The sequence below is a fragment of the uncultured Parasphingopyxis sp. genome, from assembly GCF_937129435.1.
Taxonomy (GTDB): Bacteria; Pseudomonadota; Alphaproteobacteria; order Sphingomonadales; family Sphingomonadaceae; genus Parasphingopyxis.
In genome coordinates this window covers 32,390-47,232 of record NZ_CAKZNF010000035.1, presented here as the reverse complement: position 1 = coordinate 47,232, position 14,843 = coordinate 32,390, and the positions used below count along the sequence as shown (strand labels likewise).

Sequence of the window (14,843 nt, the reverse complement as noted above, 5' to 3'; positions counted from 1 at the left end):
TTCGGGCACAGTCAATATATTCGGACAAGAAATGTCGTTTGATACCGGGAGCCGTTTCGCATGCAGATTGCCAAGGGCGTCGAATGGGCCGCCCATGCCGCCGCGCTTTTGAATGCGCTTCCGTCCGGCAAAGGGCTGCGCGCCGAATCGCTGGCCCGCTATCACGGCGTGCCGGGCCCCTATATGGCCAAACAGCTACAAGCGCTGAGCAAGGCAGGGATCGTTCAGGCGGCCCGCGGCCGCCATGGCGGCTATCGCCTGGCGCGCCCCGCGAACGAAATCTCCCTCTGGGATATCATGGCCGCGATCGAGGGGCCCGCGCCGGCCTTCACCTGCACCGAAATCCGCCGCAATGGGCCGTGCGGCGCAAAGCCGGCCGAATGCAAACGCCCCTGCGCCATCGCCGCCTCCTTCCATGCTGCCGAAACCGCCTATCGCGAGAGTCTCAAAGCGAAATCGCTCGTCGACATCGCCGTCGATGTGGTCGGAGAATCGGCGCACGAACATTTGCGCGATGTCGGCCGCTGGCTCGAACGTGAAGCCGTATCGCTAGGCTAACCGGTCTCGGGTATGAAATCCGCGAAGTAATCGTAGATCGCCTCTTCCTCGCGGCTCGCAGCGTTATTCCAGGTCGTCGCCGTTTCGGGATTGAGCAGGCGACCCGAGGATGAAAGCACGAGGACGGTCGGCGTGCCGGCAATCTCGTCGATGCCGTAGCGCGCCGCGACGTCGAGATTGCGCCCTTCGCCCCGCTGCGGCCGGCCGACGTCGACATAGACCAGCTCGTAGCGATCGCCGAGCATCTCCGCGAAGCGCGGGCGTTCAAACCAGCCGGCCAGTCCCCGGCTGTCATGGCACCAGTTGCCGCCCAGGACGACGAGTACGCGTTTGCCCGTCATCAGCGCGCGGGCGCGTGCCAGAAGGATGTCGGCAGCGGCGTTGCGATCGGCGTCGAAGGGCCGGGCTTCGGGATGTTCGGCTTCGGCTGCCGTAGCGACGGCTCCGGTCATTGCGGGCACTGCCGCAAGCGCCAATGCCATCGCTGCAAAAAGCCTCACTCCGCCGCCTTCAGGCCGTCGTTCAGCCGGTCATATTCGACGAACTCATGCGCGATCGAGCCTTCGACCAGCGCTTCCCAGACATCGGCAATCACGCTTTCCGGAATGCCGTGGCGGCGCGCCTCGGCGCGGGCATTGGCGATGACCTCGGCCTTGCGCGCTTCGTCGCGGACCTGTCCCCGCTCGGGCTTGATGCGCGCGGCGGCGTCCATATAGCCGAAACGGCGCTTCAGCAGCGCAACGATTTCCCTATCGACCGCGTCGACGCCTTCGCGCACTTCGGCCATGGTTTTGCAATCTTCGGGAGCGACCGTCCCTGCACTATCCTTCACTCGGCCGCCTCTGCGGTTTCGGTGGCGTTCGCGGCTTCGATCTCGGCCGCCTTCGCCTCGACCAGCTCGACGATATGCTCGATCATGTCCCCGTCGGCGACGTGATGGTCGGTGACGCCGGACAGATAGACCATGTGCTTGCCCTTGCCGCCGCCGGTGATGCCGATATCGGTTTCGCGCGCCTCGCCCGGGCCGTTGACGACGCAGCCGAGGACCGAGAGCGACATCGGCGTGTTGATGTGCTGGAGCCGCTCCTCGAGCGCCTGGACGGTGCGGATGACGTCGAAGCCCTGGCGCGCGCAGCTGGGGCAGGAAACGACGCGGACGCCGCGGGTGCGGATGCCGAGCGATTTGAGGATCTCGTATCCGACCCGGACTTCCTCTTCGGGTTCGGCCGAGAGGCTGACGCGGATCGTGTCGCCGATCCCCGCCCAGAGCAGATTGCCGATGCCGATCGCCGATTTCACCGTGCCGCCGATCAGGCCGCCGGCCTCGGTGATGCCGAGATGGAGCGGGCAATCGACGGCGTCGGCGAGGCCCATATAGGCCGAGACCGCGAGGAAGACGTCGGACGCCTTCACCGCGACCTTGAATTCGTGGAAATCGTGATCCTGCAGGATCTTGATATGGTCGAGCGCGCTTTCGACGAGCGCCTCGGGACAGGGCTCGCCATATTTTTCGAGCAGGTCCTTTTCGAGGCTCCCCGCATTGACGCCGATCCGGATCGCGCAGCCATTGGCCTTGGCCGCGGCAATCACTTCCTTCACGCGCTCTTCGCTGCCGATATTGCCCGGGTTGATGCGCAGGCACGCGGCGCCTGCATCGGCCGCCTCGAGCGCGCGCCTATAGTGGAAATGGATGTCCGCTACGATCGGCACCCGTGCGGCGCGAACGATCTCCGGCATCGCGGCGGTGCTATCCTCGTCGGGGCAGGAGACGCGGATGATATCGACGCCCGCCTCTTCGCAGCGGCGGATCTGGTCGATCGTCGCGGCCGCGTCCGAGGTCGGCGTGTTGGTCATCGTCTGCACCGTCACCGGCGCATCGCCGCCGACCGGCACGTTGCCGACCATGATCTGCCGCGATTGGCGGCGCTCGATATCTCTCCAGGGGCGTACGGACATGCGCGCGATATAGAGGCTTGGCGTTACAAGGGAAAGGCGGAGCGCGATCAGGCGACCGAGCGTACCCAGACATCCTGACCGCCTCGCTGCGCATAGTGATCGCGCTTGGCGCAATAGAGCGCCTCATCGGCAGAGGCCATGACCGCGTCGGGCGATGTTCCGTCGCGCCCCGACAGCGCATATCCGAGGCTACCCGAGAGCGGGACGGTCGTTCCATCGACATCGGCATCGCGGCACAGCGCCGCCATCATATGCTCTGCCCGAGCCGCGGCATCGGCTGCGTCGGCAACTTCACGCATGAGCACCAGAAATTCATCGCCGCCGGTCCGCCCCACCATATCTCCCGCGCGTGCCGATGCGCCCAGCCGTTCGGCGACGATCTCCAGCAGCCGGTCGCCGGCCTGATGGCCCAGCGTATCGTTGATCTGCTTGAACCCGTCGAGATCCAGAACGGCCAACGCATAGCCGGCCCCTTTGCCGTCGGTGGCCTCCACCGCCTCCATGATCGCGCGGCGGTTGGCGAGGCCGGTCAGCGGATCGGTGAGCGCGAGGCGGCGGATTTCCTCTTCCATCACGATGCTGCCGATGATCCGCTCATAGCTTTCAAGGATGAAGACCGTCATCAGTAGCATGACGGTGATCATGCTGGCGCCGAGCAGCCGCGTCTCGAAATCGCCGGTCAGCACCATGAAGAGCCCGCAGGGAAGGACGCCAACAAGCAGCACGCCGACGGCGGCGCGGCGGATCGGCGCGAGGCAATGCGCGATCACCGTCGATCCGAACACCAGCGAGATCGGGATGAGCATGATATCGACGATAAGGCCGCTGGAATAGGCGTAGATGGTCCATGCACTCAGCCCCGCGATCAGCGTCATCGATACGGTGGTGAGCGTGACCATCATCCGTTCGGCATTGTGACGCAACCCGGACTTGTCCCGCTGACGCATCCAGTAGAGCATGCGGGCGAACGCGCCGATGCCGACGATTCCCATCCAGCCATAGGTGGAAAGCGGCAGCCCGCGATGCCCGCACAGGATCATGACGAGCATCAGGTTGAAGATCGCGACCGCGTAGATCATCGGCACATGGGCGAGTGCCCGTTCGAGCTGGACGGCGCGGACGGCATCGGCGATGTCGCCGGATATCCGGTCTTCGCCGCCGGTCGACAAATGGCCGCGTATTCGCCGCATCAGCTCCATTGCGCCCGTGCCCTTCATCCGCGTCAAATCCAGGGTTTTCTTAGCAAAATCAAGGTTAACAACGCGTCAATCAGCCGAACGGATCGTCGATCGAAGGCGGTGGTGTCGTGAAATAGCGCGGCCCTGCTTCGGTCATATGGAAGCAGTCTTCAAGGCGGATGCCGAAGCTGCCGGGAAGATAGAGCCCGGGTTCGTTGGAGAAACACATGCCGGGCGCGAGCGGGGTTTCCTCGCCGCGGACGAGGTTGATCGGCTCATGCCCCTCCATGCCGATGCCATGACCGATGCGGTGCGAGAGGCCGGGAAGGTCGTAATCGGGTCCGTAGCCGAGGCCTTCATAATATTCGCGCACGGCATCATCGACATTCCCCGCCGGCGCGCCAACCCGCGCGGCGGCGAAGGCCACATCCTGTCCCCGCCGCATATGGCTCCAGACGCGTCGCTGTTCGGCGTTCGGCTCGCCGAAGACGAACGTCCGAGAGATATCGCTCTCATAACCAAGGACGTTGCAGCCGCAGTCCATCAGCACGACCTCTCCCTCCCGCACCTCCTGCGGCTGGCCCGATCCATGCGGATAGGCACTCGCCTCGCCCAGCAGGACCAGTTCGAACGAGGGCGTCCCGCCCAGTGCGCGCGTCGCGTCGTTCATGATCGCGGCGATGTCCGCAGGAGTCATTCCCGCTTCGACGCGGGGACATGTATGGCGATAGGCGGCGAGCGTCACATCGTTCGCCTTCTGCATGAGCGCGATCTCGTGCGCCGACTTGATCATCCGGCAGCCGCGAATTACCGGCGCGCCCGGGCGGATTTCGACGCCCCGCAGGGCGTTGCGTAGCCCATCGACAGCAAAGAACCGCACCGTTTCCTCGATCCCCACCGGATCGGTCACGCCCCGGTCGCGCAGCACCCCGGCAACCGTTTCGAGCGGATTCTCATGCTCGTTCCAGACGCGAACATCGGCTTCGATCTTGAGGCTTTCGCGCACCGATGGTTCTTCGAAATGCGGGGTGACGATCACGGGATCGCCCGATAGCGGCAACACCGCCGCCGTCAGCCTTTCGCTGCGCCACCAGCGGACGCCGGTAAAATAGGTCATCGACGCGCCCGGCTCAATCAGCAGCGCGCCGATGCCGTACTCGCGCATCAGGCGCCGCGCCTGTTCGACGCGCGCGGCATGTTCGGCCGGGGAAATCGGCACGGCATCGCCGGTCATCAACGTCAATTCGCTCGTCCCTGTCTGGGCGGCGAGCGGACGCGGCAGGAACAGCGCGGCACCGGCGGCGGCGCTTGCGGCGAGGAGGGTTCGTCGGTCGATTTGCATGGCGCAGGATTGGACCGGGGCCCGGCAAAGCGCAAGCTGCGCCCGTATTTGGAAGAATTGATGGTTAAACCGGGCCGAAGGCGCGCGGTTAACCCATAATCTAGATGGCGCATTCAAGATTCCGGGCGTCTAGGATCGGCCATGCAGCGGCAGGAATCCATTTCGCCTGGCACGGACTTTGCCGGTGGGCGGCATTACGGCCTCGACTGGCTGCGGATCGGCGCGTTCGCGATCCTGATCTTCTACCATATCGGCCTGTTCTTCGTGAACGGAGAGTGGCTGGTGAAAACCGCCGAGCCGGTCGAATGGCTTGCGATCCCGATGGTGTTCACGACGCCGTGGCGGCTCGCGCTGCTGTTCGCCGTGTCCGGCTTCGCCAGCGCGGCGCTGCTGGGCAAGCTCGGCGGCATCGAACGGTTCGTGCGCGAGCGATCGAAGCGCCTGCTGATCCCCCTTGTCTTTGCGATGGCCGTAATCATCCCGCCGCAAAGCTGGGTCGGGCTCAGTTTCAACCATGGGCTGACCGAGAGCTATTGGACGTTCTGGAGCACCGGCTATTTCCGCTTCGGACAGCTCCACGGCGTCACGCTCCCCGGCTGGGAACATCTCTGGTTCGTCGCCTATCTCTGGGCCTTCACCATGGTGCTCGCGATCGGCCATTTCTTCGCGTCCGGCGCGATTCGGCGACGCATCGTGGCGGCGATCGACTGGATGGCGCAGGGCTATCGGCTGTTCTGGCTGCCGCTCGTCTATTTCGTGCCGATGCGCGCCGCGATCACCTTCACGCTGGGCGAATCGCACGGCCTGTTCGACGACTGGCTGACCGATGCGCTTTACCTGCCTGTCTTCCTGTTCGGTTTCGCCCTGGCTCGCTCGCCGCAGCTCTGGCCCGCGATCATGCGCTGTGCCCGGCCCGCACTGCTCCTTGCTTTGGCGAGCTATGCCGTGCTGGCGGCTCTCGAAATCCGGTTCCCCGACATGGAAGGCATATCGCACGCCGAGATGGCGCTGGACCGGGCTGCCGTGGGCGCGATGATGTGGGCCATGGTGCTGTTCCTGCTCGCCATCGGCACGCGCTTTCTCAATCGCGACCATCGCTGGCGCAAGACGCTCAGCGAGGCGATCTTCCCGATCTATATCCTGCACCAGACCGCGATCGTGCTGATCGGCTGGTGGCTGCTGCCCTATGGCCTGCCGCCGCTCACGGAGTTCGCGATCATCCTGACGGGAACGGCTTCGTCCTGTGCGCTGTTCTACCTCGTCGCGCGGCGCGTCTCCTGGCTTGCACCGGTAGCAGGGTTGTCGGAACGCAAGGACGCACCGGTCGCGACCGCACCCATGGCAGAGCCCGCGCGCCAAAGCTGATGACAGTGCGCAAATTGCACTGCTAAGCCTGCTCCCATGAGCTGGGAGAAGGAACTCGAAGAGCTGCGCCAGCGCGAGGCGTGGGCCGAGGAGATGGGCGGCGCCGAAAAGGTGCAGCGTCAGCACGACCGCGGCAAGCTCGACGCGCGCGAGCGGATCCGGCGGCTCGTCGATCCCGGCAGCTTTCGGGAGATCGGCAAGATCGCCGGGCGCGGCAGCTATGACGAGGCCGGCCGGCTCGAACATGCGAGCCCCAGCAACCTGATCTTCGGGCGCGCCGATATCGAGGGGCGTCCGGTCGTTGCGAGCGCCGACGATTTCACGGTGCGCGGCGGCGCGGCCGATGCGGCGCTGCATCGCAAGTTCGTGATGTGCGAGAAGATGGCGCACGAGATGGGCATTCCGCTCATTCGCATGATCGACGGCACCGGCGGTGGCGGTTCGGTCAAGACGCTGGAGGATACCGGCTTCACTTACGTCCCGGCCGTGCCGAGCTGGGAAGACATCATGAAAAACCTCGAGACGGTGCCCGTGGTGGCGCTGGCGCTCGGGCCGACGGCGGGGATGGGTGCGGCACGGACGGTGGCCTCGCACTATTCGGTGATGGTGAAGGGGCTGAGCCAGATCTTCGCGGCGGGGCCGGTCGTCGCACAGGCGATCGGAGAGGATGTCGACAAGGAAGGTCTCGGCGGGAGCGAACTGCACACACGCAACGGCGTGGTCGACGAGGAGGTCGCGAGCGAGGACGAAGCTTTCGCCCATGCGCGGCGCTTCCTGTCTTACCTGCCGAGCCATGTCGGCCAGCAACCGCCACGCACGGACTGCGACGATCCTGCCGACAGGCGCGAAGAGAGCCTGATTTCGCTCGTGCCACACGAGGACAAGCAGGTCTACTCGATGCGCGCGCTGATGGACGCGGCGTTCGACAGGGGCAGCGTGTTCGAAATGGGCCGACGCTGGGGCCGCGCGGCGATCACGGCGTTCGCGCGGCTGGACGGCTGGCCGGTCGCGGTGCTCGCGAGCGATCCGAGTTTTCTTGGCGGCAGCTGGGAGGCGCTGACGAGCCAGAAGGTCAAGCGCTTCGTCGAGACCGCCGAGCTGTTCCGCCTGCCCGTCGTCCACCTGGTCGACAATCCGGGCTTCATGGTCGGCGTCGAGGCCGAGCGGACGGGGACGATCCGCTACGGCGTCGAGGCAATGAACGCGGTCTACAAGGCGACCGTCCCCTGGGCGAGCGTGATCGTGCGGCGCGCCTACGGCATCGCGGGGTCGGCGATGTCGAACGCGACGCGCTTCCAGTACCGCTTCGCCTGGCCGTCGGGCGACTGGGGATCGCTGCCCATCGCTGGCGGGCTCGAGGCGGCGTACAAGAGCGACATCGAGGCCGCCGACGACCCCGCCGCGCGGCTCGCCGAGATCAAGGCGAAGCTCGAACGCGTCACGAGCCCGTTCCGCACCGCCGAACATTTCAGTGTCGAGGACATCATCGACCCGCGCGACACCCGGCCCCTGCTATGCGAATTTGCCGACCTCGCCTGGCGTAAGCTGGGCGCCTCACCCTGATGGAGAGATTTTCATGCGATTGTTGCTTATCCTTGCGGCGCTGTTCCTGACTATGCCCGCCGCCGCCCAGGACGCGCCCGAATGGACGCTCGTCATCCACGGCGGCGCCGGGACGATCGAGCGCGACCGGATCACGCCCGAGCAGGACAGCGCGATCCGGGCGGCGCTGACGCAGGCGCTGGAGACGGGGAGCGCGATCCTCGACGAAGGCGGCAGCGCGCTCGATGCGGTGGAGGCGACGCTGCGCGTGCTCGAGGACGATCCGCACTTCAACGCCGGGCGCGGCGCGGTGTTCACCTGGCAGGGCACGATCGAGCATGACGCATCGATCATGGACGGCGCAACGCGCGATGCGGGGGCGGTGACGGGAACGTCTAACACGCGCCATCCGATCACGCTGGCCCGCCGGGTGATGGACAGCAGCCCGCATGTCTTTCTGAGCGGTGAAGGCGCCGACCAGTTTTCGCGCGAACAGGGTCTGGAGCAGGCCGAGAATAGCTGGTTCGAGACCGGTTACCGGCGCGGGCAGTGGGAAGAGTTCCGCCAGCGCACCGAAGCGGGCGAGGAGCTCGGCGCGCTCGATGTCGAGTTCAAATACGGTACCGTCGGCGCGGTGGCGATGGACCGCGAGGGCCATATGGCAGCCGCGACCTCGACCGGCGGGATGACGGGCAAGCGCTGGGGCCGGATCGGCGATTCGCCGGTGATCGGCGCGGGCACCTATGCCGACGACCGCGCCTGCGCCGTCTCGGCCACGGGCGACGGCGAATATTTCATCCGTGCGGGTGTCGCACAGGAAATCTGTACGCGGATCCGCTACCGTTTCCGCGAGGCGATCGAGGAGGCGCAGGCCTCCGTTCCGGTCGATGAGGAAGGCGTCCCGACCTACGTCGTCCATGCCAGCGAATTCGATCTGCCCGACGAAGACATCCAGCAGATCGCCGACGAGGTCATCGCCGATCAGGAAAGCCTCGGCGGCACCGGTGGCGTTATTGTCACCACACCATGGGGCAATCGCATCTACAGCTTCGACACGCCCGGCATGTATCGCGGCATGGCGGCCGAAGGCGAGGAACCGAGCGTCGCGATCTACGGCGACGAATAGAGACTAGTCTCCACGTCATTGCGAGGAGCGAAGCGACGAAGCAATCCAGAGCCGCAGGGTTCAACGCTAGCCGCTCTGGATTGCTTCGCGACGCTCGCAATGACGGCGAAGGCTTAAATCTCCGGCTTCTCCGCCTTCTCCACCTTCCATCGCGGCCTGGGCGGCTCGTCTCCCGCCGGCCAGCCTTCGCGCTGCCGTGTCCTGTCACCATCGGCCTCTTCGGTCTGATCGTGGAACAGCATGACCTGCGTCGGGAAGGGCAGGTCGATGCCCTTCTCCGCGGCCGTGTCGTAAATTGCCAGCAGCACGCGCGAGCGCACATCGAGCTGCTCGGCGCGCGGCGATTGCGCCCACCAGCGTGCGCGCAGATCGAGCGTCGAATCGTTGAGCTTCCACGGCAGCACCTCGGGCGCGGGATCGGCGAGCACGCCGTCGACGCCTTGAATCGCTTCGAGAAACGCCTCGCGCGCCGCGCGCGGCTCGTCGCCATAGCCGATGCCGATGTCCATCTCGTCGCGCCGGATGTCATAGGCGGTGTTGACCGTGACGGGCGAGGTATAGACGTCGCTGTTCGGAATGATCACGCGCCGTCCGTCATAGGTGCGGATCATCGTCGCGCGGCTTTCGATATGTTCGACCGTGCCTTCGAAATCGTCGACCTTGATCTGGTCGCCGCGATGATAGGGCCGCCGGATCAGGAGGAGCAGACCGGCGAGCAGGTTCTGCAAAATGTCCTTGAACGCGAAGCCGATGGCGACCGAGCCGATACCGAGCATCGCGAGGATGTCGCCGGGATTGACCGTCGGAAAGACGATTGCGGCCGCGGCCAGGATCGCCAGCAGGTAGAAGATGCCCTTGGCGAGCGAACCCAGCAAATTGCCGAGATCGGGCCGCTGCCGCCGCGTGGCGATGCCGGCAACGATGCGCGCCACCACCTTGCCGAACAGCCAGGCGAAGACCAGCAGGATCACCGCCGCGATGATGTTCGGGAGCTGGAGGTAGAACCCCTCGACCATCGCCTGGGTCTTGCCGCTGATCAGCTCGATCGGGGCACGGATGATGCGGTCGGTTCCGGAGGCCATGTATCGTGAACGCTGGGGCGGAAGGCCATGTTCCGCCCCGGTCGATTCGTCGTCGCCGCAATCCGTTGCGGCTGGGCGGATTCTAGAGCGGAACCACCGTCACGGCGCGGCGGTTCTGCGCCCAGCTTGCCGGGTCGGAGCCCAGCGCGACGGGGCGTTCCTTGCCGTAGCTGATGACCGTCATCCGGCTCGCATCGACGCCGCGTGCGGCGAGATAGTTCTTGGCCGAATTGGCGCGCCGTTCGCCGAGCGCGAGATTGTATTCGCGCGTTCCGCGTTCGTCGCAATGGCCCTCGATCGTGACGCGGACGCCGGGATTGGCGACGAGCCAGCGCGCCTGCGCATCGAGGATCGCGCGCGATTCGGGATCGAGATCGTGCGAATCGGTTTCGAAATAGACGGTGTCGGTTCCTGCCTGCTGAACGAAATCGGCGCGGCTGCCGGGGACGATGCCGCCATCGTTCATACCGTCGTTCATGCCGTTGTCGTTCGAGCCGATCGGCGCGGGCGGCAGTTCTTCGGGTGCATCGCGCGAACAGGCACCGAGCGCGAGCGCCGATCCGGCTGCCACGAGAATGGCCGTTTTGGGAAGTCGAGCCATGGTCATCTATCCTTCTCTATCAAGGGTGCGGCCCCGCTATCTGCCGCTCTGTTATACGCGCGGGATACGAAATCGGTTCATTTGCGAGTCTTCAGTCATGCGTTCCTAGTCATTGAGCGGCGACCAGCTCGGGTCGGAGGCGCCGACCGGGGTCGGCAGCCGCCGCTCCATCCGCCCGGTCACGTCGACCGAGTAGAGCGAGGGCAGGCCGTCGCCGCGCGGCGTGCGGAAGAAATGGATGACGCGCCCGTTCGGCGCCCAGCTCGGCGCCTCGTCCTGCCAGCTGTTGGTCAGCAGCCGCGACCCGGAGCCGTCGGGCCGCATGACGCCGATGCGAAAACCGCCGCCGACCTGCGTATAGGCGATCAGGTTGCCGCGCGGGCTCCATTCGGGCGTCGCGAAACTGCCGCCGCCGAAGCTGATCCGCCGCTGGTTCGACCCGTCGGCGTTCATGACGTAGAGCTGCTGCGAGCCCGAACGGTCGCTCTCGAAGACGATCCGGCTGCCGTCGGGCGAATAACTGCCGCCTGTGTCGATCCCCGGCGTGTTCGTCAGCCGCTCGGGCCGTCCGCCGGAAACGGGAACGCGATAGATGTCGGTATTGCCGTTCACCGCCATCGAAAAGACGACATAGCGGCTGTCCGGCGAATAGCGCGGCGCGAAGGTCATATATTGCGAATCGACGAGCGTGCGCTGCCGCCCGCTGGCAAGATCGTAGAAATAGACGCGCGGTTCGTCGTTGAGATAGCTCATATAGACGATGCTCTGCCCGTCCGGCGCATATCGCGGCGTCAGCACGATCGACTGGCCGTTGGTCAGGAAGCGGTGGTTCGCCCCGTCGGTGTCCATCACCGCAATACGGCGCGTGCGATTGTTCTTCGGTCCCGACTCCGCGACATAGACAACGCGGCTGTCGAAATAGGCGCCCTCGCCCGTCAGCCGGGCATAGACCATGTCGGCGCAGCGATGCGCGGCGCGGCGCCAGTCGGCATAATCGACCTCATAACCGGCCCGGTCGAGCGAGCTTTGCGCGAACACGTCGTAGAGATAGCAGCCGATGGTCAGCCGGCCATTGCCGCCATTCTGGACATAGCCCTGAACCAGATGCTGCGCGCCGACCTGGCTCCACGCCGGATAATCGGGGCTCGTCACCTGCGGCATCGTCACGCGGCGCAGCAGGTTGCGCGCAACGGGGTTGAAGAAGCCGGAATTGCGCAAGTCCGCCTCGATCACCTGCGCCACCTGGCGGCCGATCTCGGCGGTATTGCCGGCGGGCGTCCCGACATCGGCGGGCGTCGGGAAATCGGGGATCGCGATGCTGCTGGGGTTGGAGATGCCGCCGACGACATCGCCTTCGATCGGGCCGGAGTTTTCCTGCGCGGAAGCCGCGCTCCCGGCGGAGAACACCATCAGCGCAACGGCGAGACGCCGCAGGAACCGGTGAAGGGAAAGGGTCGGGGCCATCGGTATCGCTCCTCAGGTCAGCTGGGCCGGGATGAAGTTCAGCACGACATCGCTCCAGCCATTTTCATACATGTTGTCGGGAAGGTCGGGAAAGCCGCAGCTCAGCACGGCGGATCGCGCCGCTTCCTGCATCTGCCGCTCATATTGCCGGTTCGACCCGTTGACGCCGCGTGTGCTCCTCACGCTGATCTGGCCGCCGGATATCGAACCGTTGCGCGATGGCTGGAGACGCAGCGAGACGATGATGTCCTCCGCCGCCGTGCCACCCATTGCGCCGAGATTGTAGCAGCGGCGGACATGCCGGGTGATCGCGCTGATCAGGCTCGCCTGGTCGGAGGCGCCGACAGGCGCCTGCGAGCTCGACGTGCCGCTGTCGTTGCTGGCGCTGATGCCGTCGGTAATGCCCGCCATGCGGTTGGGACGGCTGCTCGAGATATTGTCTGCGCGGCGGCGGTCGCCGCGGTCGACCGGGCCGCTCGCCTCGCGCTGCGTCTGCCGCGGGCGTTCGCGCTGGCGCGGACGGACGCGCTCGGTGGGCCGAGTCGAGGGTCGCGGGGCGGGCGAAACCGAGGGCTGCGGCGTCGGAATCACGTCGGGCAGCGGCAGCGGTTCGATCCGGTCGATCGATTCGGGGCTCGGCCTTGCCGCAGCCGCCGGACGATCGCGCGCGGTGGACGTCTCGCCGATATTGTCGGTCAGTACGACGCTGACGGCCTCCCGGCGCGGAATTTCCTCGCGCACGAGCAGCGTCGAGGACAGGATGACGAACAGCAGGGCGTGCGCGACGATCGCGACACCCAGGCCGATCTGTTCGCCGCGTTCCATCAGCCCTCCTCGCTCTCGTCGGCGTTGCCTTCACCCGGCGCGCTGTCGGCGCTGGTCGTGACAAGCGATATCCGGTTGAGCCCTGCGCGGTTGAGCTCGCCCATGACGAGCATCACACGGCCATAATCGAGCGCGGTATCGGCGCGCAGGAAGACCGACGGTCCGTCCGGCCCAGAAGGCCGCGACGCGATCTGGCCGAGACGGGTGGCAAGTTCGACATCGCTGACGGGCACGTCGTCGACATAGATCTGCCCCGAAGCGTCGATCACGATCTGCGTCGGTTCCTGGTCCTGATCGAGCGCCGCGGCACGGCTTTCGGGCAGCTCCACCGGCACGCCCGAGGCGAGCAACGGCGCCGTCACCATGAAGATGATCAGCAGCACGAGCATGACGTCGACGAACGGCGTGACGTTGATCTCCGCCATCGGCGCCCGGCGACCGCGGGTGGATTCGGAAGGGAGCTGGATGGCCATGATCTAAATCCTCCCCGGAGCGAAGCGAGGGGGAGGGGGACCGCCGAAGGCGGTGGAGGGGCACTCTCCCCTTGAGCGCAGTGCTATTGGTAGGCGCCCCTCCACCATGCTGCGCATGGTACCCCTCCCCGTACCGGGGAGGAATTGGGGAAACCGCCTCATCGATCCGTCTCCAATTCCCGGCTGAGCGTCGCATGGAAGCCGTCCGCGAACCGCGTCAGCCGCGCCTCGAGCCGGTTCAGCCCGTGCGTCAGCCGGTTGTAGAAGATCACCGCCGGAATCGCCGCGAACAGGCCCAGAGCCGTCGCGAACAGCGCCTCGGCGATGCCCGGCGCCACGACATCGAGGCTGGTCGAACTCTGCCCGGCGATATCGGTGAAGGCGCGCATGATGCCCCAGACGGTGCCGAACAGCCCGACGAACGGGGCCACGGCCCCCACCGTCGCGAGCACGTTCAACCGGTCCGACAGCTTGTCCATCTCCGCCGCGATCGCCGCGCCCATGGCCGTCGAGAGGCGTTGGCGCGTACCGTCGCGATCGATCGGGCCGCCCTTGGTCGAACGGCGCCACTCGGAAAGCCCCGCCCCGAACACGCGCGCCGCCGGCGTTTCCTCGCCGCCGCGCGTATCGTGGAAGCGGTCGATATCCTCCGAGCGCCAGAAATCCTTTTCGAACCGCTCCGACTTGCGCCGCAGCTTGCCGAGTTTCAGCGTGTGGCTGATGATGATCGCCCAGGTCCAGATGCTGGCGAGCAACAACCCGACCATCACCACCTTCACGACGATATCGGCCTGCATGAACAGGGTCAGCGGGTTCATCAGCGATTCGTCGCCGCCGATTTCAAATCCGGTCATTACGGTCAGTCTTCCCCTTCCATCAGCCGCCTGAACGTCTCGACCCATGCGCGCGGCTGGCGCAGCGGTCGGCCTTCGGGAGACACGAGCGCCGCTGTCACCGTCGCTTGCGTCAATATCGTGTCATCGCGCCTGACTGTTTGATGAATGATAACACGCGCCGGCGACACCCGTTCCACCGTACTGATCACGAGCAGATCGTCCTCCAACCGCGCGGGACTGCGATATTTGATGGCGAGATCGACGATCGCATAGGCGCCCTCGCCCGCTTCGATCGCCTCGCGCTGGTCGATCCCGGCAAGACGCAGCATGTCGGATCGGGCGCGCTCCATGTAGCGCAAGTAATTGGCATGATAGACAATTCCCGAAAGATCGGTGTCCTCGTAATAGACGCGCAGCGGGAAATGGTGCGTATTCCCCGCAAATCGGCCGGTCGCCGGTCGGTCGATTGCCGTCTCGCTCATTCGCCCCGCCATA

16 protein-coding genes are annotated in these 14,843 nt (G+C 65.7%); 4 read left to right on the top strand and 12 right to left on the bottom strand.

The window, feature by feature from the left end:
• Window positions 1-60: 60 nt before the first annotated feature.
• Window positions 61-558, top strand: coding sequence for an Rrf2 family transcriptional regulator (locus tag Q0139_RS06990; RefSeq protein ID WP_298019490.1), 498 nt, complete (start codon window positions 61-63; stop codon window positions 556-558).
• On the opposite strand, the gene Q0139_RS06985 is transcribed toward Q0139_RS06990, so the two are convergent.
• Genes Q0139_RS06985 through Q0139_RS06965 form a run of 5 tightly spaced genes read right to left on the bottom strand, consistent with a single transcriptional unit; the run spans window position 555 to window position 5,034 of the window.
• Entirely contained in the window at window positions 555-1,058 is a 504-nt protein-coding gene (locus Q0139_RS06985) for a thioredoxin family protein (RefSeq protein ID WP_298019488.1), read from the bottom strand. The two genes, Q0139_RS06990 and Q0139_RS06985, sit on opposite strands and share 4 nt — an antisense overlap.
• Complete coding sequence (locus tag Q0139_RS06980; RefSeq protein ID WP_298019486.1) at window positions 1,055-1,345, bottom strand: chorismate mutase; 291 nt, start codon at window positions 1,343-1,345, stop codon at window positions 1,055-1,057. The genes Q0139_RS06985 and Q0139_RS06980 overlap by 4 nt, the downstream gene beginning before the upstream one ends.
• 41 nt (window positions 1,346-1,386) lie before the next feature.
• The gene (ispG, locus tag Q0139_RS06975; RefSeq protein WP_298019484.1) at window positions 1,387-2,514 is read right to left on the bottom strand and encodes a flavodoxin-dependent (E)-4-hydroxy-3-methylbut-2-enyl-diphosphate synthase; all 1,128 of its coding nucleotides are present in this window, start codon (window positions 2,512-2,514) and stop codon (window positions 1,387-1,389) included.
• Window positions 2,515-2,561: 47 nt separating this feature from the next.
• Complete coding sequence (locus Q0139_RS06970) at window positions 2,562-3,731, bottom strand: diguanylate cyclase (RefSeq protein ID WP_298019496.1); 1,170 nt, start codon at window positions 3,729-3,731, stop codon at window positions 2,562-2,564.
• 52 nt (window positions 3,732-3,783) lie between these two features.
• Window positions 3,784-5,034, bottom strand: a complete 1,251-nt coding sequence (locus Q0139_RS06965) for a Xaa-Pro peptidase family protein (protein WP_298019482.1) — start codon at window positions 5,032-5,034, stop codon at window positions 3,784-3,786.
• Window positions 5,035-5,175: 141 nt separating this feature from the next.
• Here Q0139_RS06965 and Q0139_RS06960 point away from each other — a divergent pair, with 141 nt between their 5' ends.
• From Q0139_RS06960 to Q0139_RS06950, 3 genes are read left to right on the top strand one after another with little or no spacing between them, the layout of a single operon-like run.
• Window positions 5,176-6,399 (top strand): acyltransferase family protein, encoded by a 1,224-nt coding sequence (locus Q0139_RS06960; RefSeq protein ID WP_298019480.1) that lies wholly within the window; start codon window positions 5,176-5,178, stop codon window positions 6,397-6,399.
• A 36-nt stretch (window positions 6,400-6,435) separates the two neighbouring features.
• Window positions 6,436-7,962, top strand: a complete 1,527-nt coding sequence (locus tag Q0139_RS06955; RefSeq protein WP_298019478.1) for an acyl-CoA carboxylase subunit beta — start codon at window positions 6,436-6,438, stop codon at window positions 7,960-7,962.
• Between the two features lie 13 nt (window positions 7,963-7,975).
• Window positions 7,976-9,067: an isoaspartyl peptidase/L-asparaginase family protein gene (locus tag Q0139_RS06950; protein WP_298019476.1), complete on the top strand. Its 1,092-nt coding sequence runs from the start codon at window positions 7,976-7,978 to the stop codon at window positions 9,065-9,067.
• Window positions 9,068-9,180: 113 nt separating this feature from the next.
• On the opposite strand, the gene Q0139_RS06945 is transcribed toward Q0139_RS06950, so the two are convergent.
• The 7 genes from Q0139_RS06945 to ybgC form a co-directional block, all read right to left on the bottom strand.
• Window positions 9,181-10,149 (bottom strand): mechanosensitive ion channel family protein, encoded by a 969-nt coding sequence (locus Q0139_RS06945; protein WP_298019474.1) that lies wholly within the window; start codon window positions 10,147-10,149, stop codon window positions 9,181-9,183.
• Window positions 10,150-10,231: 82 nt separating this feature from the next.
• Window positions 10,232-10,750 (bottom strand): peptidoglycan-associated lipoprotein Pal, encoded by a 519-nt coding sequence (gene pal, locus Q0139_RS06940; protein WP_298019472.1) that lies wholly within the window; start codon window positions 10,748-10,750, stop codon window positions 10,232-10,234.
• 105 nt (window positions 10,751-10,855) lie between these two features.
• Window positions 10,856-12,160 carry a Tol-Pal system beta propeller repeat protein TolB gene (tolB, locus tag Q0139_RS06935; RefSeq protein ID WP_298019494.1) on the bottom strand — a complete coding sequence of 435 codons (1,305 nt, stop codon included), beginning with the start codon at window positions 12,158-12,160 and terminating at the stop codon, window positions 10,856-10,858.
• A 66-nt stretch (window positions 12,161-12,226) separates the two neighbouring features.
• Window positions 12,227-13,039 carry a hypothetical protein gene (locus Q0139_RS06930; protein WP_298019471.1) on the bottom strand — a complete coding sequence of 271 codons (813 nt, stop codon included), beginning with the start codon at window positions 13,037-13,039 and terminating at the stop codon, window positions 12,227-12,229.
• The gene (locus Q0139_RS06925; protein WP_298019469.1) at window positions 13,039-13,512 is read right to left on the bottom strand and encodes an ExbD/TolR family protein; all 474 of its coding nucleotides are present in this window, start codon (window positions 13,510-13,512) and stop codon (window positions 13,039-13,041) included. Before Q0139_RS06925 ends, Q0139_RS06930 begins: the two co-directional genes overlap by 1 nt.
• A gap of 158 nt (window positions 13,513-13,670) precedes the next feature.
• A complete protein-coding gene (gene tolQ / locus Q0139_RS06920) occupies window positions 13,671-14,366 on the bottom strand; it encodes a protein TolQ (RefSeq protein WP_298019467.1) in 696 nt (231 codons plus the stop codon).
• A gap of 5 nt (window positions 14,367-14,371) precedes the next feature.
• On the bottom strand, window positions 14,372-14,830 hold the full coding sequence (ybgC, locus tag Q0139_RS06915) for a tol-pal system-associated acyl-CoA thioesterase (protein ID WP_298019465.1): 459 nt from the start codon (window positions 14,828-14,830) through the stop codon (window positions 14,372-14,374).
• Window positions 14,831-14,843: the final 13 nt, after the last annotated feature.